At 62.4% G+C, this 22,742-nt stretch carries 23 protein-coding genes; 8 read left to right on the top strand and 15 right to left on the bottom strand.

The features are described 5' to 3' along the window. The first annotated feature begins 21 nt into the window (after positions 1-21). On the top strand, positions 22-711 hold the full coding sequence (locus tag ATN37_RS24840; RefSeq protein WP_019745580.1) for a vancomycin high temperature exclusion protein: 690 nt from the start codon (positions 22-24) through the stop codon (positions 709-711). Between the two features lie 95 nt (positions 712-806). Here the strand turns inward: ATN37_RS24840 and ATN37_RS24845 are convergent, their stop codons facing one another. The 8 genes from ATN37_RS24845 to ATN37_RS24880 form a co-directional block, all read right to left on the bottom strand. Then, the gene (locus tag ATN37_RS24845) at positions 807-1,643 is read right to left on the bottom strand and encodes a hypothetical protein (protein ID WP_042925930.1); all 837 of its coding nucleotides are present in this window, start codon (positions 1,641-1,643) and stop codon (positions 807-809) included. A gap of 74 nt (positions 1,644-1,717) precedes the next feature. After that, positions 1,718-2,041, bottom strand: coding sequence for a cupredoxin domain-containing protein (locus tag ATN37_RS24850; protein ID WP_136470878.1), 324 nt, complete (start codon positions 2,039-2,041; stop codon positions 1,718-1,720). Next, on the bottom strand, positions 2,041-2,388 hold the full coding sequence (locus ATN37_RS24855) for a plastocyanin/azurin family copper-binding protein (RefSeq protein WP_003940240.1): 348 nt from the start codon (positions 2,386-2,388) through the stop codon (positions 2,041-2,043). Before ATN37_RS24855 ends, ATN37_RS24850 begins: the two co-directional genes overlap by 1 nt. A gap of 27 nt (positions 2,389-2,415) precedes the next feature. Then, complete coding sequence (locus ATN37_RS24860; RefSeq protein WP_218695737.1) at positions 2,416-4,005, bottom strand: multicopper oxidase family protein; 1,590 nt, start codon at positions 4,003-4,005, stop codon at positions 2,416-2,418. After that, on the bottom strand, positions 4,002-5,321 hold the full coding sequence (locus ATN37_RS24865; RefSeq protein ID WP_218695738.1) for a hypothetical protein: 1,320 nt from the start codon (positions 5,319-5,321) through the stop codon (positions 4,002-4,004). The genes ATN37_RS24860 and ATN37_RS24865 overlap by 4 nt, the downstream gene beginning before the upstream one ends. Next, positions 5,318-5,989 carry a methylamine dehydrogenase light chain gene (locus tag ATN37_RS24870; RefSeq protein WP_064688132.1) on the bottom strand — a complete coding sequence of 224 codons (672 nt, stop codon included), beginning with the start codon at positions 5,987-5,989 and terminating at the stop codon, positions 5,318-5,320. Before ATN37_RS24870 ends, ATN37_RS24865 begins: the two co-directional genes overlap by 4 nt. A gap of 75 nt (positions 5,990-6,064) precedes the next feature. Beyond that, on the bottom strand, positions 6,065-6,673 hold the full coding sequence (locus tag ATN37_RS24875) for a redoxin domain-containing protein (RefSeq protein WP_019745575.1): 609 nt from the start codon (positions 6,671-6,673) through the stop codon (positions 6,065-6,067). Between the two features lie 44 nt (positions 6,674-6,717). Beyond that, positions 6,718-7,308, bottom strand: coding sequence for a MauE/DoxX family redox-associated membrane protein (locus tag ATN37_RS24880; protein ID WP_218695739.1), 591 nt, complete (start codon positions 7,306-7,308; stop codon positions 6,718-6,720). Between the two features lie 348 nt (positions 7,309-7,656). Between ATN37_RS24880 and ATN37_RS24885 the strand changes: the two genes are divergently transcribed. Further along, positions 7,657-9,195 carry an APC family permease gene (locus ATN37_RS24885; RefSeq protein ID WP_083056485.1) on the top strand — a complete coding sequence of 513 codons (1,539 nt, stop codon included), beginning with the start codon at positions 7,657-7,659 and terminating at the stop codon, positions 9,193-9,195. After that, positions 9,192-9,977, top strand: coding sequence for an IclR family transcriptional regulator (locus tag ATN37_RS24890; protein WP_020909339.1), 786 nt, complete (start codon positions 9,192-9,194; stop codon positions 9,975-9,977). Before ATN37_RS24885 ends, ATN37_RS24890 begins: the two co-directional genes overlap by 4 nt. Before the next feature lie 2 nt (positions 9,978-9,979). Here the strand turns inward: ATN37_RS24890 and ATN37_RS24895 are convergent, their stop codons facing one another. From ATN37_RS24895 to ATN37_RS24910, 4 genes are read right to left on the bottom strand one after another with little or no spacing between them, the layout of a single operon-like run. After that, positions 9,980-11,302: a bifunctional adenosylcobinamide kinase/adenosylcobinamide-phosphate guanylyltransferase gene (locus ATN37_RS24895; RefSeq protein ID WP_218695740.1), complete on the bottom strand. Its 1,323-nt coding sequence runs from the start codon at positions 11,300-11,302 to the stop codon at positions 9,980-9,982. Continuing rightward, a complete protein-coding gene (locus tag ATN37_RS24900; protein ID WP_083056491.1) occupies positions 11,302-12,090 on the bottom strand; it encodes an ABC transporter ATP-binding protein in 789 nt (262 codons plus the stop codon). The genes ATN37_RS24895 and ATN37_RS24900 overlap by 1 nt, the downstream gene beginning before the upstream one ends. Continuing rightward, the gene (locus ATN37_RS24905) at positions 12,087-13,121 is read right to left on the bottom strand and encodes an iron ABC transporter permease (protein ID WP_019745569.1); all 1,035 of its coding nucleotides are present in this window, start codon (positions 13,119-13,121) and stop codon (positions 12,087-12,089) included. Before ATN37_RS24905 ends, ATN37_RS24900 begins: the two co-directional genes overlap by 4 nt. Before the next feature lie 7 nt (positions 13,122-13,128). Further along, the gene (locus ATN37_RS24910; RefSeq protein ID WP_003940083.1) at positions 13,129-14,088 is read right to left on the bottom strand and encodes an ABC transporter substrate-binding protein; all 960 of its coding nucleotides are present in this window, start codon (positions 14,086-14,088) and stop codon (positions 13,129-13,131) included. Positions 14,089-14,396: 308 nt separating this feature from the next. Between ATN37_RS24910 and ATN37_RS24915 the strand changes: the two genes are divergently transcribed. From ATN37_RS24915 to ATN37_RS24925, 3 genes are read left to right on the top strand one after another with little or no spacing between them, the layout of a single operon-like run. Then, the gene (locus ATN37_RS24915; RefSeq protein ID WP_007729675.1) at positions 14,397-14,813 is read left to right on the top strand and encodes a GntR family transcriptional regulator; all 417 of its coding nucleotides are present in this window, start codon (positions 14,397-14,399) and stop codon (positions 14,811-14,813) included. Continuing rightward, positions 14,810-15,679, top strand: coding sequence for an ABC transporter ATP-binding protein (locus ATN37_RS24920; RefSeq protein WP_007729672.1), 870 nt, complete (start codon positions 14,810-14,812; stop codon positions 15,677-15,679). Before ATN37_RS24915 ends, ATN37_RS24920 begins: the two co-directional genes overlap by 4 nt. Next, positions 15,676-16,734, top strand: coding sequence for an ABC transporter permease (locus ATN37_RS24925; RefSeq protein WP_256933480.1), 1,059 nt, complete (start codon positions 15,676-15,678; stop codon positions 16,732-16,734). The genes ATN37_RS24920 and ATN37_RS24925 overlap by 4 nt, the downstream gene beginning before the upstream one ends. A gap of 1 nt (position 16,735) precedes the next feature. On the opposite strand, the gene ATN37_RS24930 is transcribed toward ATN37_RS24925, so the two are convergent. Then, on the bottom strand, positions 16,736-17,377 hold the full coding sequence (locus ATN37_RS24930) for a DUF4232 domain-containing protein (protein ID WP_218695741.1): 642 nt from the start codon (positions 17,375-17,377) through the stop codon (positions 16,736-16,738). 191 nt (positions 17,378-17,568) lie between these two features. On the opposite strand from ATN37_RS24930, the gene ATN37_RS24935 reads away from it, so the two are divergent. Both ATN37_RS24935 and ATN37_RS24940 read left to right on the top strand, forming a co-directional pair. Further along, positions 17,569-18,414, top strand: coding sequence for an alpha/beta hydrolase (locus tag ATN37_RS24935; protein WP_003939910.1), 846 nt, complete (start codon positions 17,569-17,571; stop codon positions 18,412-18,414). A 25-nt stretch (positions 18,415-18,439) separates the two neighbouring features. Continuing rightward, positions 18,440-19,513, top strand: coding sequence for a VIT1/CCC1 family protein (locus ATN37_RS24940; RefSeq protein ID WP_218695742.1), 1,074 nt, complete (start codon positions 18,440-18,442; stop codon positions 19,511-19,513). 8 nt (positions 19,514-19,521) lie between these two features. On the opposite strand, the gene ATN37_RS24945 is transcribed toward ATN37_RS24940, so the two are convergent. Next, on the bottom strand, positions 19,522-21,354 hold the full coding sequence (locus ATN37_RS24945; RefSeq protein WP_209911721.1) for an APC family permease: 1,833 nt from the start codon (positions 21,352-21,354) through the stop codon (positions 19,522-19,524). Positions 21,355-21,448: 94 nt separating this feature from the next. Further along, positions 21,449-22,660 carry a DUF2254 family protein gene (locus ATN37_RS24950; RefSeq protein WP_209910058.1) on the bottom strand — a complete coding sequence of 404 codons (1,212 nt, stop codon included), beginning with the start codon at positions 22,658-22,660 and terminating at the stop codon, positions 21,449-21,451. Between the last annotated feature and the right edge of the window lie 82 nt (positions 22,661-22,742).

The following is a 22,742-nucleotide window of genomic DNA, read 5'->3' on the forward strand; positions in this document are numbered from 1 at the left end:
ACCGTGTGGTTTGATCGATGAATGGACGAAGCCGCTGCAGATCCAGTGAAACCGCCGCGCAAGCGCCGGTGGCCTCGTTGGGTCGCAGGCATTGCGGTGCTCGGAGCGGTTGTCTACGCAGGCTCGATCGTGTGGATTTCCGTGGCGTCGGCCGGCCACACGTCGGACGCCGCCGATGCTCCCGATGCTCCGGTCGTGATCGTGCTGGGCGCGCAGATCAAGGACGGTAAGCCGATGGCTTTCCTGAAAGGGCGGCTGGACGCAGCAGTAGAACTGGTGGAAGCGGGAAAGGCTAAAGCGGTCCTGGTCTCCGGCGACGCGAACGGCGGCTCGGGTGACGAGATCGCCGCGATGACGAACTACCTGGTGGAGCAGGGAATCGATGAGCGTCGCATCGTGGGGGATCCGTACGGCCTCGACACCTATGACACCTGCTTCCGGGCCATACATACGTATGGGGTGACCAAGGCGTTGATCGTCACTCAGGGGTATCACGTGCCCCGCGCTGTTGCATTGTGCCGAGACGTCGGCATCGACGCAGACGGTGTGAACAGCGATTGCGGGTGCGCAACTCCGACGCTGATCAAGAACGCCGCCCGGGAGTGGGTTCTTGCCAAGCCCAAGGCAGCGCTGGACATGCTCTGGAGTCGGGACGCAAAGGTGACGTCGCCGTCGGAGGACTCGGTCCAGGTGGCGCTGTCGATTCCCTGACGCGGGGTGAGTGCGCACGGTTTCTGTCGAGTGAACACACGCTCCGGAGAGTCGGAGCGTGTGTTCACTCGAGGTGAAGGGTGCTAGCTCGACAGTCAGATCAGTGCTGCGGCGGCGAATGCTCCCAGTGCGATCAATGCCGCGCCGGTGACGCTCTGCACGCGACGGTCCACGACGCACATGATCGAGAGGAATCCCGGCATCGAGCCACCACGCTTGGTGTGCACGATTGCCGCGAGGCTGGGCATGCAGCGGCCAAGGGATACGACCGTGAACAGCGCCGCCCCGAGAGCCGGTGTACCCGAAGCCATGACGCCGAGTGCCAAGAGGTAGTACGCACTCGAGCGGATGAAGATCAGAAATCCCGGACCGATGATCGCGCCGAAGATCAGCGAGACCTTCCACGGCGCCATCGTGCGGCGCAGATGGCGCGGAAGCTGTTGGCGCCGCATCGGAGTCGGCATGCTCACCGCACCCAATTCATGCAGCCCGTATGCAACCGCGACGACGGCCCAGACGCCCAGCGCCCAGCCGATCGGCACGTACCCGGACATCGCCGCACCGAGAGCGCCGATCAATGCCCCGGTGACGGCTCCCGTCGTGACCGAACCCAGAGCGTGCCAGCCGAGTCGGCGGACGGGAGTCGAGGATCCCTTCCGATCGACTTGCTTCGGCGCCGCAACAACTCCGGCGACGGACATTCCGCAGGTCGACCAGTTCGCGGCCAGCGACGTAACCAGTCCGGCGCCGATAACAGCTGTGGTCAAAGCTGTTGTCGCAGATGGCGTGGCCACGAGTGCGAGGCCGGCACCCGCAGCGGCGCCCGCCGCGACGAGGCTGACACGGGTCGCGGTGCCGACCGAGCCTTGAAGGGTCGGCCGGATGTCAGGGACGTCGGTCTGCAGTGGGCCGTGTGAGAGAACAGTAGTCATCAGATCCTCCGAAGTGTTTGTGGTTCAGGAAAAGTGTCGAGCCGAAGTCGCAGCGAAAAGTGATGAGCCAGAGTTCACAGCACTGTGATGACTCCGATCATGTACGGGTGCACGGAGCACGAATATTCGTAGATTCCGACGCTCTCGAACGTGTGCCGGAACGTTCCGTCTCCGGTGATACCGCTGTCGAACAGGCCGGGTGATTCCACGTGATGCAGGAGTCCGCCGTCGTCGAAGCGCCACTCGACGGTGCCGCCGTGCTCCACGGTGACGTCCATCGGACTGAACTGAACATTGCTGATCTCGACCACCACGTCGGGGACGGGATCTTCTGTGCCGCATGCTGGGACACACGTCGCCGCGACGGCGAGGCCGAAGCCGGCGATCCACCTCCTCACTATTGAACGATCACGGTGCCCACCATCATCGGGTGGGGCGTGCAGTGGTAGGTGAAGGTTCCGGCGTCGTCGAACGTGTACGAGAAGGTTCCCTCGGTGAGCAACTCGCTCTTCAGTTTCCCGTCGAGATCACCGTTGCCGACCACGTCGTGGGGGAGTCCGCTGTCGTCGAACTTCCATTCGACGGTCTGTCCCTTCTCGATGGTGACCGATGCCGGTGTGTACGCCATGTTCTTCACCTCGATCACGACTGCAGGTTCGTCCGACGACGCACCGGCATCACTACTGCAGGCGGTGAGGCTCAAGGCAGCGCACGCGGCCAGGAAAGCGGGAACGAGTTTCTTCATGAGGTGTTCTCTCCATTCTTCGACTTGTCAGCGGACGTAACGCAGATTTGCCGTCATGCCGGCCTCGAAGTGGTAGGCGTTGTGGCAGTGGAACATCCACTCGCCGGGATTGTCGGCGTCGAACTCGATGGCAAGCTCGGTGCCGGGTAGGACGTTGACGGTGTCGCGGCGAAGTCCGCCGTAATCCGGTACCGCAAACGTGTGGCCGTGGGTGTGCATGGGGTGCCACATCGTGGACGTGTTCTTCATCGTGATCCGGACCCGTTCGCCCTGTTTCATGACGAGCTTGCCTGCATCGGCTCCAGCCATTCCCCAGACGTACCGATCGCCGGCCTGGATCAACTCGATGCGGTAGTCGCGATCAGGCGATTTCGTCTCGAGCCGTGCGGATTCCGCGGGCCGGAGTTCGCTTTCGGTGACCAGTCGGCCGGCCAGTTCCGAGAGGTTTCCGCCGACATTCGGGTTCGCCAGCGCCAACGCGTCGGTGCTGCGTAGGACGGTCGACGCATAACCATCTCGGCCCTCGACCTTCGCCACCACCGGCCATGTTCCCGACTTCACCGTCACCAGCACGTCGTAGCGCTGCGCCATTCCGACGATGATGGTGTCGGCGGGATTTGGTTCCACGTCGTAGCCATCGGTAGCGACAATTGTCATCTCGTGACCGGCCACAGCAAACCGGTACGGAGTTTCGGCGGCTGCGTTGATGATTCGCAGTCGCAGGGTCGAACCGGGCGCTGCAGTCACGACAGCAGGATCGTTGGGTGGCCGCCCGTTGATCAAGTGCAGTGGATACGCGATGTGTTGAGTCATCCCGCCGAGTGGTTCGGAAGAACCGTGTCCGCCGCTCACCAACTGTTGCGCGACGGACATGTCGGCTTCCGAGTGTTCCGCCGGAGTTGTTGCCCCACCGCCGTGTCCGCCGTGCCCGCCCGAAATTGCCGGGTTCAGGGCCATCAGGACGGAATCCGGTGTGGTACCCAATCCGTCGAGCCAGTCGTCGAGCACCAGAACGGCATCGATGTCGGCCCCGGTGATGTCGTTCGGGTTCTCGACGATCAAGGCGCCGAACAGCCCCCGATCGGCTTGTAATCCGCTGTGCGAGTGGTACCAGTACGTTCCCGGATCCGGTGCGATGAAGTTGTACTCGAAACTCGAACCGGCGCCGATGGGAGCCTGCGTGGTGGGTGCCGCGCCATCCATGTCGTTGCGGATTCGAATTCCGTGCCAATGCAGTGTTGTTTCGGCGTCGAGGCCGTTCTGGACGCTGACGTTCACCCGGTCACCGGACTTCAGGCGAAGTTCCGGAGCCACCGCAGCGCCTCCGTACGTCCACGTGTCCACGAGGCGTCCGCCAAGATCTACCGTCGAGAATCCGGCGGCAAGGGCAAACGCAGCGGTGGTCCCGTTCCAGGCTCGCGCCGATTCTGCGGCGGCAACTTCCGGGTCGGTGGGCAGGATGTAGTCGAGATCGGTCGTCGGCGTCGGAGATGCTGCAGTGGAACTGCATCCGGCAATCGTCCCCATTGCGCCGAGCCCGAGTGCTCCGGCGCCGAGTGCTCCCAAACTCAGGAAGCGGCGCCGGCCCATCACCACACCGGATCCGGGACGACTCATCGGAGTACTTCTGGTGTGATCAACCCGCTGACATCCCCGACGTTGCCCGAGACATCGACGGAACTGACCTGCTCGCCGGTGCTCGCGTTGTAACCCACGATCTTCTGCGGAGCGGAGCCTTCGACCTCAGGTCCGGTACCGAGCACGTAGAACGTGGCGCCGTCGACGGAAAAGGTCATGCTCTTGATGTCTGTCAGGCCGAGGTCTGCAAGCGTCAAGCTCTTCACCGGGGCGAAGGTCGTTGCATCGGACAAGTCGATCTTGACCAGTGAGCCTCCCCGAGCAGAGTCCGGATGAATAGCCGTGTCCGTGTACGCGATTGCGAGCCGGGTTGCGTCGGCGTTGATGACGTTCTCCGAGAATCGACCGGAGTCCTGCCCGGCGTTTCCGATCGGCTTGACACCTTCCTGAGGCAGTCCGTTGGAGAAGTCGAAGACGTACACATCGCCGTTCTCACTGACCAGCAAGGCTTTATTCGCTTCCGATGCCCACGTGACCTTGCGGGTGGAGACAAAATCTTCGGGTAGGACCTTGCTTCGGGCGGTTTCCTTCGGAACACCGTCGTCACCGATCGTGACGTGCAGCAGTTCCCGGGTGTCCTCGCAGATGCTGTACAGCTCGTGATCGATCATCCACGTGAACGGACCGCAGCCGACTATCTGGAGTGCACCGGTCGCTTCCTTCTTCTCGAGGTCGACCACTCTGATGCCGTACAAACCGTCGTCCCACGTGACGAAGAACTTGCCGTCGGACGTCACGGCGTTCGAGCCGGGACGGGAATGTACGCGTGCGACGTCCGGAAGCATGACCTCGGCTGGTTCCAGCAGGTTTCCGGAGTAGGTGCTGACCGTGAAATCTGCCGCGCCGCGGGAACCTCGGGGGCGCCACACCTCGGCAGCGAGCACCGCAGGATCCTCGGCGGAATCCCCGACGAATCCGTGAATGACCGGATCCCAGATACCCGGGCCGACGGTGATCCGGCTCTCGGCCACACCGGTTTTCGGATCGATGACGTTGACGCTGAGCTCGAGTTGGCCGAATCCACCTTCGACGCCCAGCAAGCGGTCAGCTGCGATCGGGGTGATCGAACCGACGTGCAACGGCTCGGGAATGGTGTCGCCGATTTCCTGATCGTCGTGACCGAGGGAGATTCCTTCACCGGGAGCAGTGAACGGAACTGTCGGATAGGTGACATCACCTGCGCTGGAAGGTTCGTCGTTGTCGGACGAACTGCAGCCGGCCAGCGCGAGTACGACGGTGAGTGGGATGACGGCAACGGCGGGTCGCGCCAGTTTTCGGGTTCGCGGACTGCTCATGATCCGGCACCGACCTTGGGGCGCTCGGCCGGTCGAGTCTGGCAGTCCTCACCGATGATGGGCGCCATCGTGCAGGTGTATGCCTGAGACTCGTCGGAGACACACCAGATGATTTCCTGGTCGTAGCTTCCGGAGACCGGGTTGTACATCACGGCCTGCATGTCCGGTTCGCCGCAGAATGCGTTGGAACACGAAGGTGCACCGCAGCAGTCGTAGTAGGCGATCAGATAGGTCTTGCCGGTATCAGGGTTGGTGCAGCATCCGACCCAGAACTCTGCGCCGGGCTTGCTGCCGGGGGCGCAGGTGGTGACACCGCCGCCGTTGCATGCGGCACAGGACGTTCCGTCCATGTTGCACCAGCGCCAGTACTCGCACTCGGCCGGATCTTTACCGTCGTAGACAGGGACAAGAGGCTCGGGGCCAGGTGTCGGCGCAGGAACCTCGGGCTCTTGGGCGAAGGCACTACGTGTCACAGGAAGTGTGCTGATCAGTGCCACTCCTGACACACCCATGGTCCACTTGCCGATCCGGCTGATCATGGACCGCCGCGAAACGCGTTCGGAGAGTTTGCGTCCGGTTCGACTGGTGAGCGAACCGCCCTGGCCCGCCATCCATTCGGCCTGGGCCTGAACTGTCGCCTCGTCGACGGGATATCGGTTCTCCGTCATGTTGTGCTGCGGGAATTCATTGTCGTCCAACGATTTTCTCCTGATTCGTGAAGAGGATCGAACTGTGCAGGAAGATCAGGCCGCGCTGCCGGATTTCGCCTGGGCATGAAGGTGCTGGAGTGAGGGGGTGCCGGATTCGAGCGCATTGAGCAGGCTTTCCACCTGAGCCATGTGATTGCACAGGCCCTTTCCTCGGATCTTGCCGTGCTCGTCGAGAATCACGCCGTACGGAGTGGTGCCCACCTGGTATGCGATACCGACGTCTCGAGCGTCGATGTAACTGAGCTCGGAACCGATCCCGCTGCCGGCCAGGAACTCGCGATGCTCTTCGGGTGTTCCGTCGGAGATGATGATCACGTCGAGATCCGATTCGGCTCGGGCCATTGCCCTTACGCCGGGAAGAAGGCTCTTGCACGTCGAGCAACTCGGTGCTGTGAACAGCAGGAGTTGAGGTTTGTCGCGGTGACCACCGACTCCGACGGTCCGTCCTTCCTGATCGATGAGACCGGCAAACGACGGGCCGGCCTGTTCGACCTTGGGCCCGGTATCCATCATCCGGGCACCGAGAGGTCCGAGACGTACTTGTACGCGGCCGATTTCACGAGCCAGAGCAAGAACCATCAAGAACAGTACGGCTACGGCGATCACCAGGATCACTGTCGCGACAAGGAGGAAAGTGGTCATCGTGGTAGTCCTGCCTTCGAGTTTTCAGTGGTGGGGATGTAAGTTCACGAGCCGTACCGGGACGCGGTTTCGGCGGTTCGGAGGCGGATGGAGGCGCTCGACAGGTAGTCGTCGACCGGGCGTCGTCCGAGGTGGACCACCGAACGAATCTGTGCGAGCGCAACTCCCGCCAGAGCGAGGAGGAATCCGAAGGTCGTCGCCACGACCTGGACGCCGATCTCAGCCTGTCCGGCGGTGACCGACAGTGCCACAGCGATCACCGCGAGTGTTCCGGCGCGAACGGCGTGGAACCATCCGATACGCGGAATCTCGCCGACTCCGAATGCAAAACATCCGCAGTCCAGATCGCGTCGCCCACGCAGGAGGTTGATCGTGAGGCCCGTGAAGAACGACGCGAACATGACGGCAGCAACCAAGGCGGCGAGGCGATGGGCCACGCCGAGAACCAGAAGGATGCCTACGACGGTTTCCGCGACGGGAAGGATGCGAGCGAGCGGTACTTCGAGTCGCACCGGCAACACTTTGTATCCGCGCACCGAACGAAGCACCCCGTCGTGGTCGTTCAGCTTGGGAATGCCGGCGAGCAGGAGAACAAATCCGATGATCGCCGAAGTGGTGGCGCTGACCAAGTCCATGCTTCCTCCGTTCCTCTCGGGTAGTGCCGGTGGTGTGTGGGACACATCCTGTACGGGCGATGCTGCGAACCCGCGTCGACCGCGCTACGCCTGGACGAGGTGCAACTGAGAGAGCAGTTGTCGTGTGAGAATCGGAGAACTCGCAGTTCAAGGTGCTGCCGGAGGGGCCGGATACCGTCGGCCGCCCTTGATCCGGCATGACGCTGGGTGGGAAACAGAGTCGGATTCTCACTTGAAAGTTCTGTGCGCGCCATCGTGGAAACTGCGCGGAAACATAAGCGGACTAACTTGACCGAATTCTGACAATTCGCTCGTAGGTTCGGGCCTGGACGCGACGGACGGTGACACATGGCCGTGAGTGCGGCACTGCGTGCAGCGATCACGCGAGCGCAGAATGCGGATCAACACAGTGAGCCCGTGTTCTCCCCGCTCCGTGGTCTCGGACGAGGACGTTTGACCCCGATCGACCTGTTGGGGCAATCACTCTCCACGATCGCTCCGGCAACGGGAATGGTGTTCATCGCCCTGTGGATGATCACCTACAGTCCCGGCTACGTCGGGTTGGCTGCGATTGCTGCGACAACTTCGGCGGTGTTTCTCGTTGCGTTCTGCATCACTCAATTCACGCGGAGACTGGCCGCGGCAGGATCGTTGTACAGCTTCGTCTTCCAAGGCTCCGGTATCCGGGCGACACTGACGGCGGGCGCCGCACTGGTACTCGGGTATCTCGGAATCTCGGTTTCGGTTTTCTCGCAGGCGGTTCCGAGTCTGCTCGATACCATCGCCATTGTCGGCCCCGACGTGCGAGGAACTGCCGCGACAGTGATCACGACGGTGGCGATTGCCCTGGCCGTCGCGTGGATTGCAGTGCGAGGCGTCCGGTTCGCCACCCGAGCGATCCTGGTCGTCGAAGCGTGCTCGTTGATTCTCATCGTCGTGGTCATGCTGGCGACGCACAGTGACACGACAACTGCTGTTGCCCTGCCGAATCCGTCGCTGAGTGCAGTTCCGTTTCTCGCGATGCTGACGGTGCTCAGCATGGCGGGCTTCGAAAGCTCGGCCTTCTTCGGCCCGGAAGCGAAACGACCACTCATCAGCGTCACACGCACGGTTCTCATTTCGCCGATCATCTGCGGGGTCCTCTTTGTTTTTGCAGCCTGGGCGGCGATGACCGGCCACGGCGCAACGATCGTCGGAGCGTACTTCGAAGGAACGGCATCCGGAGCCAGCGCGGAAGTGGTTCTGGCAGTCAAGATCGGAATGACGTGTTCCTGGTTCGCATCCACTCTCGGTTGTGCGCAGGCGGGTTCGCGGTTGTTGTACTCGATGGGGATCGAACGGGTACTGCCTGCGCCGCTCGCTCGCGTACACAGACGGTTCCGCACCCCGTACGTTGCGGTACTTGCGTTCGTCGCGGTAAGTGCGGCGGGCGTATTCATCTATTCGGATACGGTTCGCGACGATTCGGGATCCTTCGACGGCGTGGTGGAGACCGCGTTGGTCTGCGCTTACACGCTGGTGGCCTTTGCTTCGTGGAAGTTCTTGCGCCGAATCGGGGAACATACTTCGCTGACCCGGATATGCACCGTATCCGTGAGCGTCGCCGGTGCCGGTCTACTGGTCTACATCGTTCTCGACGGTGCGGTTCACGGGATGTGGGCACTGCCGATCGCTGCTCTTGCTGTTGCTGTGTCGGGGACAGTGTGGAGTTCATTGCTTCGAAGAGCCAGACCGGAAAGCCTTCTGATGGTCGGCGCTTTCGACAGCGTCGAGACGGCGGACCTGTTGCCCGGTGCGGGCACTCTGCTGATCGACGGTGACGGGCGAAGGCGACTCGTTCCGGATCGTGGGACCGCCGAGGGTGACTCGCCGGAGCATGGGCGGTGACCGCGGACCGTGCAACCGCTGGTCCACGATCAGGCAAACAGATCGGCGACGAGACCCACTTCAGTGGACAACAACCGCGTGCGGTCCAGAAGGCGCTGGGGATGCTCGAGGCGGTGGCTCATCTGGGACCGGGAACAACCGCGAAGGAGATCGCCACTTTTGCAGGCGTTCCATCGGCCACGGCGTACCGGATGCTGAATCTGCTGGTGGCGGAGGGCTTTCTCGTGCGGGTGCCGGACCTGTCAGGGTTCGCGTTGGGGCGTCGGACTGCCGAGCTCTCGCATGCGGCGTCGTCGAGTGGTCCGGCGCCGACGCTGCACGAGCGCGTCGAGGACATGCGGACACACACGAGGTTCGGATTGCACGTCGCCTCATTCGCCGGTGGGCGCTTGAGGTTCGTCGACAAGGATCCGGATCACGAGATCATCGGAATAGCGGCACTGGCCAAGAACCTTCACGCGAATGCGCTGGGGAAGGTTCTGTTGGCGCACGACGAGCGGCTGCTTTCGGGTTTGGAACTTCGCCGGGTCACGGAGTTCACCCTCGGTGATTTCGATGCGTTGTATGAGCAGTTGAGGTCTGTTCGCCTGCAGGGTTTTGCATTCGAGAACCAGGAATGTCGCCTGGGTCGATCCGCGGTCGCAGTACCGGTTCGAGATCACGCAGACCAGGTGGCCGGCGGGTTGTGTGTTCAGGGAGCGAGCGGGCGAGTGACGGACGAGGATCGAGAGTTGGTCGGTTTCCTACTCGATTGCGCGCGTCAGCTCACCGGATTGCTCTGACGTCACACGCGCAGGCTCAGGGGGAGCCCGGCGGTCATCAGGACCACGGACTCCGATTCACTGGCGATGCGGCTGTTCACCAGACCGAGTAGATCGCGGAACAGTCTCCCGGACTTCGTGTCCGGGACGACGCCGCTTCCCACTTCGTTCGTGACGGCGACAATCGGAACCGGACAGGCGGTCCAGGCGTCGGCCAAGACGTCGATATCTGCGTGGACGTCGCTGAGATCTTCTGTCGCCCACGCCTGATGTCGGTCCAGACGTGCGGTCAGCCACGTGCCGAGGCAGTCGATCAGGATCGGTGTTGTTGCGGCCACGAGAATTTCGGCGACCTCGGAGGTCTCTACCGTCGTCCACGTCGGCGGCCTCCGCGCGCGATGCGACGCAATTCGTTCGATCCAGTCGGGATCGTCGTCCTGCGGATCCCCGGTGGCGATGTACGTGACGTGCCGGTAGCCGGCAAGCAGGCCCTCCGCGTAAGTGGACTTGCCCGAGCGGGCGCCACCGGTGACCAGAGTTCGATGGCTCTGTCCTACCCCGATCTCGAGCACAGCTCCATCCGGAACCGCTCGCGCCCCGGACACGCGAAGTGCTTCCGCGAGTTCGTTTTCGACCGGGTTGTGGTGCCCGAGGTGTACGGCGACCACGTCGGTTCGATCGGTGATCGCGTCGCAGTTGCGTAGTCGGCTCACCGTCTCCGCGAAACTCGGCAGATCATGGTGCCCGGTGCCGTGGTCAGTTTTGTAGCCGAAGGTCTCTTCGAGAAAGACGGCGTCGAAACGCGCGTCGGCAAGTGCGTCGACAGTGGATTCGGGCAGAGGCCCGGTGTCGGTGGCCCAGAAGATTCGGGTTCCGGATGCGTCGGTGATGTCGTAGAGAAGGGTGGGTACTTCGTGCGCGGCTTCGAGTGCGCGAACACGATAGGTGCCCAACATGATCGACTGGCCGGTCTCGAGCGGCGTGAAGGTCACCGGATCGGCGGGGTCTACCCAGTCTCGGCAGAGATCGAGCGCGTCCGGTGGCCCGAGAACCTGTAGTGGTTCGGTGCGCGAGGCCCAGGACCGGAACAGCAATGCCATCGGGCCGAGGTGATCGGGATGAGAATGCGTCAACAGGATGTGTTCCACGTGTGCCAGCGTGCGACCGAATCGCGACGCGGCACGCGGTACTTCCGGACCACAATCCAACAGGATTCTGTTGTCCACCAGGGCGGCAGTGTGCCCGCGAATGGTTTCACTCGACAGGGCAGCCAGGCAGGAAGGGCAAGTGCAGAACGGGTTCGGCCAACCGTCGGCAGCACCGGTGCCGAGCATCACCAATTCCATCAGCGGGTGCCTTCCTGCCGAATCGGAACAACTATGGGACCGCTGGGCCGGTCCAGGATTTCGACCCGGGCGCCGTACACGCGGCCGAGGAGGTCTGCCTCCAGCACCGCTGAGGGAGTGCCGTCGGCAACGACGCTGCCCTTGTCCAGCAGCACGATTCGTCGACCGTACTGACCCGCGAGAGTGAGGTCGTGCATCGCGGCGATGACCGTGATGTTGTCGTCTTCTCGCAGTTCCTCCACCAAGTCGAGAACCTGCTGCTGGTGACCGATGTCGAGGGCGCTGGTGGGTTCGTCCAGGAGCAGTACCTGCGGCTCTTGAGCCAGTGCCCGAGCCAGGACCACGCGTTGCAATTCGCCGCCGGAAAGTTCGGTGGCTCGTCGATCTGCGAACTCGGTGAGGTCGAGCCTTTCGATCACCGAAGTGATCACCGAACGATCTGTGGCGGTTTCGGTTCCGAATCGTCGTAGATACGGAGTACGGCCGAGCGCAACCAGTTCCTTGACCGTTGAGCCCTCGGGTACTACCGGACGCTGAGGCATCAACGCGACGACGGCGGACATCGCCTTGCGGCTGGAATTGCGAGGACTCAGTCCCCCGACCGAGAGCTCACCGGTAGACGGAATCAATCCAGCGAGGGCATGCATCAAGGTTGTCTTGCCGGCGCCGTTCGGCCCGACCACGGCAACCCAATCGCCTGGTGTCACATCGAGATCGATGCCGTCGACGACGTCCTTGCCGCCGAGGTTGACTCGGAGGTCGCGGCACCGCACTGCGCTGTCGGTCATGCCGAGACCCGGCTGCGGCGCAGAACCAGAAGGAAGAACGGAGCGCCGATCATCGCGGTTACAACTCCGATGGGGAGTTCGGCCGGTGCCATGACCGTGCGGGCGGCAACGTCGGTGAGGACGAGAAACGCCGCTCCGAGCATGAGTGACAGGGGGAGAAGCAGCCGATGAGACGGGCCGACGACCAGTCGAACCGCATGGGGAACAACGATTCCGACAAAGCCGATGAGTCCACTTGCACTCACGACCGCGGCCGTTCCCAGAGTTGCGGCGAGCACCAGCACCAGGCGTGATCTGGCCGGGTCGACGCCGAGGCTGGCGGCTTCGACGTCACCGACGGCCATCACGTCGAGTACACGCCGGTGTACCAGGATGACGGCTGAGGCCAGCGCAACGTACGGCAGGACAACCAGAACTTCCGACCAACCGTCGGTGGACAGTCCGCCGAGTAGCCAGGAATAGACCTCGCGCAGTGAATCGTCGAACCGCTGCTGAACAAAAGTCTGCGCTGCATTCGTGAACGCTGCGACTGCGACACCGGCGAGGATGATGACTACCGCGTTCTGCGGCCCGCCAATGCTTCGACCGAGCGAATAAGTTGCGAACACTGCCAGCACACCACCGACGAAGGCGGCCATGGGAATTCCGAACATGCCCAGCGCTCCACCCGAAACGATGGCGAGGGTTGCGCCCAGTCCGGCTCCGCTGGAAACTCCGAGGAGATACGGATCCGCCAAGGGATTTCGGAACACGCCCTGGTAGGCGGCGCCGGCTACCGCCAACATTGCTCCGACCAACGCGCCCAGGACTACTCGCGGAAGCCGGATCTGCCAGAGAATCGCCTGCTGTGTTGCGGTGAGGCCGGAATCGAGGTGGATGCCGGGTATTCCGTCCAGAAGTTCGAGAATGGTCCGATCAGGCGTCAATCCGGCCGGCCCCACCAGAACACCGATCAGCAATGCAGCGCACAGAATGAGCGCGGCGCCGAGCAGAACGGCGGTCCGATGTTGGGAGATACCGGCTTTGATCATCGAGTGCTCAGGCCGCGGGAACTTGGGCAACGATGGCCGCGACGGCCTTCACCTGGTCGGCGACACGAGGTCCCCAGCGGCTGGAGAGGTCTTCGTCGAGCACATGGATCTGGTTGCCGGTAACCGCTTTCATGCCGCTCCACCCGGGTCGAGCGGCGACGGATTCTGCTGTCACTCCACAGCATTGGGAGTCTGCGAGAAAGATGAGATCGGGATTGGCCTGTACCACGAATTCGGCGGACAATTGCGGATAGTCACCCTGCCCCGCGGCGTCGGCGATGCTCTTCATTCCGAACAGCGAGTAGATCTGCCCGACGAAGCTCGAACTCGTGACGGTGTAGAGCGAGGAGTCGAGTTCGTGGAAGTACGTCAGCGGCTGTTGGCGCGCAGGAACACTGGCGACAGCGGCGTCGATGTCCGAGCGCATGGTGTCGACAACTTCGGTGCCCTTGTCTTCGTGGCCGGTGGCCTTCGCGACGCGCTCGATTTGGGCGTAGACGTCGTCGATGCTCGTCGCTGCCGGTAGTAGGAGTGTCGGCACCTTCGCCTTTTGCAGTCCGGAGACAAGATCGTTCATGTCATCCGATGCGATCACCAGATCCGGTGCGTAGCCGAGGATGGCTTCGACGTTCGGTTGAAAGCCCGAGAGATCGGTGACCGGGATACCGGCCGGGTAGTCGGACTGATTGTCGACGGCCTTCACCTGATCGCCCGCGCCGACGGCCCACAGGGTCTCGGTGGCGCTGGGACTGAGTGACACGATCGACTGCGGACGTGACTCGATGGTGATGTCCGTGCCGGAATCCGTGGGACCGGAAACAACAGTCACCGGGAACGAGCCGTCCGAGGCCGCTGTGGTTGCGGGTGCATCGGACGTCGAGCTACTGCAGGCACCGGCAAGCAGTGCGGTGCTCACCGTCAGTGCTGCAAGTACAGATCTGAATTTACGTGTCGGCCGAGTACTCACAGCCACCCCTCCGCTAGTGGTGAAGGGTCGCGAGCAGCGCGGCCGCGAGGCGAAGCGCCACGAGCGGTCCTTCGTCCGAGAACCATCGTGTCGCCACGAGGCCGGTGACCTGACTCGTTCGCCTCGAGTATTGACGGGCGAATTCACAGTTGCGTCGACAGTGCCGGGGTTTCACCGAGCTTCACACGAGCAGCGTGGCACCCCGGTGAACCGGGGCATCTGCACTTTACAGGGGTCGTCTGGCTTGACCCGGGAGGTCAAGGCAGGGTAAATATCTATTCCACTAATGAACTAGTGAAAGGGTTCGGATGATCGACTTCCGTATCGACCGCCGATCCGGCATTCCCACTTACGTGCAATTGGTCCTTCAGGTGAAGCAGGCGCTCAGGCTCGGTGATCTCCAAGTCGGGGATCGGCTGCCCACAGCCAAGGACGTCGTGGGAGCGCTCGCGATCAACCCGAACACAGTCCTGAAGGCCTACAAGGAACTCGAGCGCGACGGACTTGTTGCTCCGCGGCCCGGATTGGGCACGTTCGTCGTCAAGTCCCTGGCCAAGCCCGGTATGGCGGAAAGCTCTGCGCTACGGCGCGAGTTGGCCCGCTGGGTGGCAGATGCCGTGGCCGCCGGACTCGAGCGCACGGACATCGAAGCGTTGGTGAGTTTGGAGCTCGAGAAGACGTTCATCGAATCGGATCCGTCCGGAAAGCAGGGGGAGACATCATGACTGCGCAAGAATTGGCACTGACGATGCAGGACGTGGACAAGCGCTTCGGCAAGAAGAAGGTGCTCGACGCCTGCACATTCGAGGTCGCGACAGGAAGCATCACTGCCCTGGTCGGGGTGAACGGAGCGGGCAAGTCCACACTGATGTCCTTGGCGGTCGGGTTGACGATGCCTGACCATGGTTCGATCTCCGTCCTGGGCAGCACGCCGGATCAGGACGGCATCTGCCCAGGCCTGTCGTACCTCGCTCAGCACAAGCCCCTGTACCCCAAATTCACTGTTGCAGAACTTCTTCGATTCGGCGCATACACCAACGACGAGTGGGATGCGAAGTACGCTCTGGATCTGGTGGAGCGCGCTGGGATTTCTCTCGATGCAAAGGCGAAGACACTGTCACCAGGTCAACGAACCAGGGTTGCACTGGCTTTGGCGCTCGGACGCAGGCCGCAGTTGCTTCTACTCGACGAGCCTCTGGCAGATCTCGATCCCGTGGCGCGGCGGTCTGTGGCGACCACTCTGCTCGAAGACGTTGCCGAGTACGGCACCACAGTTCTGTTGTCGTCACACATCGTTTCCGAATTGGCAGACGTCTCGGATCGACTTCTTCTGCTGGGCGGCGGAAACGCGAGATTGTCCGGTCCGTTGGATGAATTGATCGCTGCCCATTACGTATTGATCGGGGACGGCGATCCCTCGGACGTGGTCGGCGCCGGTGCGGTCATTCATACCGAGAAGGGGGTGCGGTCGAATTCTCACGTGGTGGAGGGAATCCGTCCGAGCCCTCGGGCCGGCTGGGTGATCGACGACGCAACTCTCGACGACGTGGTGCTCGGGCACCTGAGCGCAGAAACGATGGTGGCGGCATGATCTGGGTTACGTGGCGGCACCACCGGACATCGCTCGTTGTGTCGCTTGGATTCATCGCAGCTTTGGCTATGGCAGCGATAGTCGGCGGGATCGGAACTCGAAGTAGCTTGGGTGCAGAGGGCCGAGGAACGTACTTCGGGTGTGTCGGGGTCGGATGGGACTGCTGGGCGGATACCGCCGTTACCGGCGTGAACACGATCGCCGCCGCCTTACCGGTACTACTCGGGGCGCTGGTGGGCGCGACGGTATTCTCCCGCGACATCGATCAGCAAACACATGTTCTCGGTCTGACGCAGTCGGTGAGTCGAGCACGATGGTTCTGGATGCGAGTCGTTGTTGTCTTTCTTCCGCTCACTGCCGCAGCCGCGATTCTCGGTTTCATTCTCGAAGCCGCTCGGGTTGGATTCGAGAGTTGGAGTTATGTGGTCAACGTCGGACCCGTTCAGTCGTACGGAATGAGTTCGATGCTCTTCCCTCTGTTCAATTCCAGCGGAATCGTCTTGGGTGCATACACTTTCATGGCGTTGGTCGCCGGAGCTGCGGTATCACTGCTGGTGCGATCACCCATCGCCGCGGTGGCCGTCACCTTGGTGGCCGTCGCAGGTTTGATGGTGGGATTTCAGAATCTGGCACGGCCGCACTATGCCGAGCCGACTGTGCTGACGCAAGGTATCGACCACGACACCTTCTACGCAACTTACGTCATGGACTCCTCGATGGCGTGGGTGATACGGAGTGGATACACCGATGCCAACGGGAAGCCGGTCGAGATCGACTATCAGGCGTGCACTAACGATACAGCCGGCAATGAATACGATCAGCGATCCGACGAGAGTGACGTGGATTTCTATGTTCGCCAGAAAGCCTTCTTGGCCCAACTCGACGCCGAATATCGTGCGTGTGTGCTCGCGCAGGGAGTGGACCACTACGAAACCTGGTACCACTCGGTCGACCAGGTCAGACGATTCCAATTCACGGAAGCTGCACTCGTCCTGATCCTTTCGGGATTGTTCCTCCTGCCTGCGCTCTGGGGTCTACGACGTCTTAAGCCGTGACTCAGCGGGCGACCGGCGCGACCGTCAGCTGGTTGATGTTCGCGCCGGTCATCGAGCAACCCTTTGTGGGATAGGCAAGGAAGACCGAGTCGTAGCTGTTGGGCGGGTAAACCCTCAGTCCCGCAACGTCGGTCACGCCGCACTGATCTGCCGGGTAGTTCTCGACGTTCGTAGCTCGCACCAAAGACGTTGCGGCAGAGCCAGGGGCAAGGGAGACGAGTGAACCGGATCCGGAGCGGCCGGCTGCAGCACCCACTTCGCTTCCGGACGCTCCCGTGACATACGAGATGCCGGGGAAACCGTCGAGCGTGCACGTGCGGCCGCCCGTGTTGGTGAAGACCACCGGAAGCTCCACAGAACCGGCGGCACCACTTGACTCGCCGAGGGTGACGTTCAGTTCCCCGATCGTGCAACCCTCGGGATTGGGTGCCGTCGAGGTTGTCGTTTGGGTGTGGTCGGTAGGGGTCGTCGAAGGTGAAGCGGTGCCGGTCTGGGTCGTCGGCGCAGAGGCGGTCGTTGTTGAGGCGGGTGCCGGTGAACTCTCGGCCGTTCCCGTTTCATCCGAGCCGCAACCGCTGAGAAGGGCGAGAGCAGCAAGTGGAGCCGCCAACAAGCCGACGTTGCGCATGCGGTTGGGATTCATCGCTCTGTACTCCTCAAGTTGGTCGACAACTGGCCCCGGAACATCCGTGTCCGGTATATCCGAATCCGAGGCCGGATGTGCAGAAACGAATCAGGCTCGCCGGTGATCAGGACCTACTTCCCGGATGGATTGCCGCTGCGGATCTAGCATGAGAAATGACCTGTCCGGATCGCGACCACCGGGAGTAGCGCATGTTCACCTTCACCAGCGACGACGGAGTGGTCATTCATGTCCACGAATGGCCCACCGAGCAGGAACCTCGAGGGGTTGTTCAACTCGCGCACGGTATGGGTGAGCACGCAAAACGCTACGCACACGTTGCCGAAGCCCTGAATGCTCGCGGTTTCCACGTCTACGCGGCGGACCACCGCGGCCACGGTGAGAGCATGCACGCCGGCCCAGGCAACATCGGCGACGACGGCTGGAACCGCTTGGTTGCAGACATGGTGACCCTCACGGGCATCATCCGCGACAAACACCCCGGCCTGCCCGTCGTACTGCTCAGCCACAGCCTCGGTTCGTTCGCTTCGCAGCAGTACATCCTCGATCATTCGCACCTGATCGACGCCGTCGCACTGTCGGGGACCACCGCGGTCGATCAACTGATCGAGAGCCTCGTCAACGACGGCCCGGACGTCCTCGCCCAGTTCAATGCGGAATTCGAACCGGCCCGTACTCCGCACGACTGGCTCAGCCGTGACGAAGCGCAGGTGGATTTGTACATCAACGATCCGCTGTGCGGTTTCAGCCTGGACGACGCCGGCATGGGTGGACTTATCGCAGCGGGACCGAGGTTCGTCGACGTCGAGGGCGTGCGACAAGACCTTCCGATCCTGGTCTTCGTCGGCACCTCGGATCCTCTCAACGCCGCACTGAGCCGTACCGACGTCGCAGTCGAACGGTACAACTCGGCGGGGATCGAAGACGTCACCTACTACACCTATCCGGGTGCCAGACACGAGATCTTCAACGAGACCAACCGCGACGACGTCATCAACGATCTGACGACGTGGATGGACCGCGTACTCGAAGCGTGACCGCCTCACCGGAAAGGGGAACACGATGTCCACAGTTCCGGCCGCACGACCCGATCCAGACCCGCGAGATGTCAAGCGCTGGAGACGATACCTCGCCGAAGAACAAGCCGAGGCCGCCGTCTACCGAGACCTCGCGAGTAGGCGCAGCGGCGAGGAGCGCGAAATCCTTCTCGCACTGGCCGACGCGGAGGGGCGACACGAGGCGCACTGGCGAGCGCTACTCGGCGATCACGTCGGCAAACCACTTCGCGGCGATATCCGCACTCGGATACTGGGCTTTCTGGCCAGGCGCTTCGGCTCCGTCTTCGTGCTCGCTCTTGCGCAGCGCGCGGAGACGCGATCCCCGTATCCCAACGACGCCGACGCGACTGCATCGATGGGCGCGGACGAGAAGATCCACGAAGAAGTGGTGCGGGCCTTGGCCACTCGGGGTCGGAACAGACTTTCGGGGACGTTTCGTGCCGCCGTCTTCGGAGCCAACGACGGCCTCGTCAGCAATCTCGCTCTTGTACTCGGCATCAGCGGTAGCGGCGTCTCCAACCAGATCGTTCTGATCACCGGCATGGCCGGGCTTCTGGCCGGCGCCCTGTCGATGGGTGCCGGCGAGTACGTTTCAGTCCGCTCTCAGCGAGAGTTGTTGGAAGCGTCCAATCCTGGTCCCGCGGCCAGCGAAGCTGTCGGCCTGCTCGACGTCGACGCGAACGAATTGGCCCTGGTCTACCGGGCCCGCGGTATGTCCGCCGAGGAAGCGGACCAGCGCGCCGCCGAGGTCCTCGCGAACAGCACCTTCGGCGCCGCGGACGTTGTCGACGACCATGAAGCCGTCGGAACCGGGTTGGGCGCAGCGGCGGCAAGTTTCTGCTTCTTCGCCTCGGGCGCAATCATTCCGGTGCTGCCGTATCTGTTCGGCCTGGAAGGCATGACGGCTCTGATCGTCGCATCTGTTCTCGTGGGGATCGCGTTGCTGACGACGGGCGTTGTGGTCGGGTTGCTCTCGGGCGGGCCTCCGTTCAAGAGGGCTCTACGCCAACTTGCGATCGGCTACGGCGCTGCCGGCGCGACGTATCTGCTCGGCATGTTGTTCGGGACTTCGCTCTGAGCGTCTGCTTACGCGCGTAGGGCGGGATCGCGGTGAGCCGGATCGATCCGAACCGGAATCTGGCACACCACGGCCTCGGTGTGTTTGCGCAGTGCATGAGCGATCTCATCGGTCCGTTGGCTCGGGAGGAACCGGTGCCATCTGGTCGCCGGGTCGATGGTGGCGACGACAACAAAGGTCTCTCGGTGGGGGAAGTGTGTGCGGATGTATCGGGCGAGGGTGTTCCCCACGGAATTCTCGGTGTCCTCGATGACGATCAAACGCGAATTCGGATGTCGGGCTTGCCATCGGCGTGTGAAGTCCGTCGTCGATTCGTGGGCCAGGCAGACTCGAATTGCGATGGGCTGTGACGACATCGCCGTTGCCGCGGCCATCGCGCGGGTGGAGAGCGACGTAATTTCGGACACCGGTACTAGGACCGCTGGTTTGTATCCGATGGACAGAGAATCGTTCTCACCCTGAACGGTTAACCGCGTACCGATATGTGTGTACGCACCGCGGATGCGTTCCATGCCGAGGACGAGCGCAGGGAGCGCGAGAGCGATCAGCCAGGCGCCCTCGGTGAACTTCATGGCGGTAGTCACCACTGCTGCGATCGAAGTCAACGCAGCCCCGAAACCGTTGAGCGCCAATCGCCACTTCCAGCCCGGTGTCCGTTCGGCGAGCCAGTGGCGCACCATGCCGAACTGCGCGAGCGTGAATCCGATGAACACACCGATGGCGAACAGCGGCACCAAGGTGTTCATGTTTCCGCCGGATCCGATGAGCAGGAGAGCACCGACGCAACCGAGCGACAAGACGCCGTACGTGAAGACGTCGCGCGTCGACTTTCGGCTGAAGCGGTGTGGGAGCACGTTGTCGTCGGCGAGGATTCGCATCAGATTGGGGAGTCCGCCGTACGAGGTATTCGCGGCCAACGCCAACAGAATCACAGTGGAGAATTGGACGACGTAGTAGCCCACACCATTTCCGAGGGCAGCGGAAGTGAGTTGCGACAGGACCGTTGTTCCAGGGACTGGGGCCAGTGAGAACTTCTCGATCAACACGGCAAGGCCGATCAACATGGTGCCCAAAAGGATTCCCAGAGCTACTTCGGCGCGCTGAGCGCTACGCACGCGAGGCTTCTTGAAACTGGGTACGGCATTGGCGATGGCTTCGACACCGGTCAATGCGGCGCAACCACTCGAAAATGCCTTGAGCAGAAGGAGAATGCCGATCGTGTGTGCATTGTCGACGATAAAGGGAGCCGTTGCGGCGGCAGGGTTTTCCCGAAGCAGTCCGGCACCGATCACCGTGAAGATGCTTACGACAAAGATCACGGTGGGCAACATGAATACCCGCGCGGAATCTGCGATACCCCGCAGATTCAGTGCCGTGATGCCGCTGAGTATCGCCAGTGCGATCCAGACCGTGTGGGGGAGAAGTGCGGGGAAGGCGGAGGTCAGAGCCGCGACACCGGCTGCGATCGATACCGCGACGTTGAGGGTGTAGTCGACGATCAACGACGCGGCGGCGGTCAAACTTGCCCGCGGGCTCAGATGCTTCTTTGCGACGGCGTAGGCGCCACCGCCTTCGGGAAATGCGGCGATCACTTGGCGGTACGACGCCACCAGGACCACAAGCAGCACTGCGATGGCGATTGTCACCGGCACGGTGAACCCGATCCCTGCGCCGCCGGCGAGGGCCAACACCAACACGATGGCTTCTGGCCCGTACGACACCGAGGCCATCGCGTCGAGCGAAAGCCCTGCCAGTCCGGTTGCGACGGAGAGCTTCTGATTCTCTGGCCCACGGGCCGGGCGGGTCGTCGACGATATGACTCCACGGTGTCCGAGTATCACTGCATGTCTCACCGAGTCAGTATCGATACTCCCCGTTGAGCTGAGACCGATCTTGACGGTGCTTTGACGCGATGGCCCGCAAATCTGTACGGGTTCACAACGGGGGTTCGAGTCGCGGGAAGCCTTGTGACAGCTGATCAATCCAGCGAGCGCGCGTGGCGAGAATATCGCGGTTCCGAGACTCCGATTGGGCGGCGACGTGCGAAAGTAGGTCGCGAAGTCGGCCCAGAACGAGTGGCGAGTTCGATGCCGAGGCTATGACGTCGTCCAGTCCGGTTCTGACGAAGCTCGTGAAGTCGGGCAGTGGAATCACCACACGCAGATCACCACGCTCGTCGACGGCCCGGATCGAATCTGCGCGTACGGAGGTCACCAGAGAGAGGAGGTCCTCGATCTCGTCCAGAGCCTGCACGGCCGTCGCAGGATCGTTGATAGCGGGTGAGAGCGCTCTGAGCGCGATGTCAGCCAACAACCGAATCGCGAGTAGGGGGTCCTGGGTGAAGGTCCGCTCACTCCCACTGACCAAGGCGTCAAGGATCGTGTTGGCGGGCATGGGTCCGCCGTAGACGTCGGCGAGCGGCAATCCGTCTCGCAGCGTGCTACCCGGCGACACTCGGAGGACCACCATGGATCGGCAGTTCCGAGCGTTCTGCAGCAGATCTTCGACGAGGATCTGCTGCAGAACGGCCGGCGGTCGATGCCACTCGATTGTCGTGATCACCGGAAGTGTTGGTAGAGGAGGCAACTCCAGATCAGTGGTGGGGTACACGGCGGCGAAGACTGCTCGGCCACGACTCGAGATCGTGGTCAGTACCGGAGCCAACTGGATGGCCGAGAATGCGCGCAGCTGGAGCAGCCTGATCAGCGTCAGCGTGGCCAAGAGCGCCAGCACTGCGAGACTTGGCACAACCACGGACACATCCGTTTCGTTGCTGATGGCGAGCGCCGCCGTGATGTCGAAAACCGACTGGCCTATCGCGAAGGCAAATGTCCGCCACACGATGGGGTCGTCGCGGAACAACAACAAGCGAGGAGTGAAGGTGGTCGCGGCCCACTGGACGACGAGGAACAGCAGCGAGAAGATCACTGCCACTACACCCAGTAACCCCAGTCCGAGGGCAACGAGCATCTCGCTGACCTGACGGGCGGGAATCATCGGGCCGCTCCGGATATACGGCATCCCCAGTCCGGCAGCCAGCCCCACGACGACGCACAGGATCTGGGTCAGGCCGGCACGTACACGGCGCCGGGGGACGAGGAAGGCATGCCCGATCGGGGTGGGAGCGAAACGTCCGGGCTGATCCACACTTCAAGCCTCCACGCTGCGGCAATGGTGCGCCTTCACCCGAAACGGATGATGTCGACGTCGTCGTGATCCTGAAACGCTT

The sequence above is a fragment of the Rhodococcus sp. MH15 genome (genome assembly GCF_019266045.1).
In the GTDB taxonomy this organism is placed as follows: Bacteria; Actinomycetota; Actinomycetes; order Mycobacteriales; family Mycobacteriaceae; genus Rhodococcus_F; species Rhodococcus_F qingshengii.

What these genes read in the sequence shown, in the direction of transcription:
- ATN37_RS24840 (WP_019745580.1), top strand. Translation starts at nt 22, where the DNA reads ATGGACGAAGCCGCTGCAGATCCAGTGAAACCGCCGCGCAAGCGCCGG.
- ATN37_RS24845 (WP_042925930.1), bottom strand. Translation starts at nt 1,643, where the DNA reads ATGACTACTGTTCTCTCACACGGCCCACTGCAGACCGACGTCCCTGAC.
- ATN37_RS24855 (WP_003940240.1), bottom strand. Translation starts at nt 2,388, where the DNA reads ATGAAGAAACTCGTTCCCGCTTTCCTGGCCGCGTGCGCTGCCTTGAGC.
- ATN37_RS24860 (WP_218695737.1), bottom strand. Translation starts at nt 4,005, where the DNA reads ATGAGTCGTCCCGGATCCGGTGTGGTGATGGGCCGGCGCCGCTTCCTG.
- ATN37_RS24865 (WP_218695738.1), bottom strand. Translation starts at nt 5,321, where the DNA reads ATGAGCAGTCCGCGAACCCGAAAACTGGCGCGACCCGCCGTTGCCGTC.
- ATN37_RS24870 (WP_064688132.1), bottom strand. Translation starts at nt 5,989, where the DNA reads ATGACGGAGAACCGATATCCCGTCGACGAGGCGACAGTTCAGGCCCAG.
- ATN37_RS24875 (WP_019745575.1), bottom strand. Translation starts at nt 6,673, where the DNA reads ATGACCACTTTCCTCCTTGTCGCGACAGTGATCCTGGTGATCGCCGTA.
- ATN37_RS24880 (WP_218695739.1), bottom strand. Translation starts at nt 7,308, where the DNA reads ATGGACTTGGTCAGCGCCACCACTTCGGCGATCATCGGATTTGTTCTC.
- ATN37_RS24885 (WP_083056485.1), top strand. Translation starts at nt 7,657, where the DNA reads ATGGCCGTGAGTGCGGCACTGCGTGCAGCGATCACGCGAGCGCAGAAT.
- ATN37_RS24895 (WP_218695740.1), bottom strand. Translation starts at nt 11,302, where the DNA reads ATGGAATTGGTGATGCTCGGCACCGGTGCTGCCGACGGTTGGCCGAAC.
- ATN37_RS24900 (WP_083056491.1), bottom strand. Translation starts at nt 12,090, where the DNA reads ATGACCGACAGCGCAGTGCGGTGCCGCGACCTCCGAGTCAACCTCGGC.
- ATN37_RS24905 (WP_019745569.1), bottom strand. Translation starts at nt 13,121, where the DNA reads ATGATCAAAGCCGGTATCTCCCAACATCGGACCGCCGTTCTGCTCGGC.
- ATN37_RS24915 (WP_007729675.1), top strand. Translation starts at nt 14,397, where the DNA reads ATGATCGACTTCCGTATCGACCGCCGATCCGGCATTCCCACTTACGTG.
- ATN37_RS24920 (WP_007729672.1), top strand. Translation starts at nt 14,810, where the DNA reads ATGACTGCGCAAGAATTGGCACTGACGATGCAGGACGTGGACAAGCGC.
- ATN37_RS24925 (WP_256933480.1), top strand. Translation starts at nt 15,676, where the DNA reads ATGATCTGGGTTACGTGGCGGCACCACCGGACATCGCTCGTTGTGTCG.
- ATN37_RS24930 (WP_218695741.1), bottom strand. Translation starts at nt 17,377, where the DNA reads ATGAATCCCAACCGCATGCGCAACGTCGGCTTGTTGGCGGCTCCACTT.
- ATN37_RS24935 (WP_003939910.1), top strand. Translation starts at nt 17,569, where the DNA reads ATGTTCACCTTCACCAGCGACGACGGAGTGGTCATTCATGTCCACGAA.
- ATN37_RS24940 (WP_218695742.1), top strand. Translation starts at nt 18,440, where the DNA reads ATGTCCACAGTTCCGGCCGCACGACCCGATCCAGACCCGCGAGATGTC.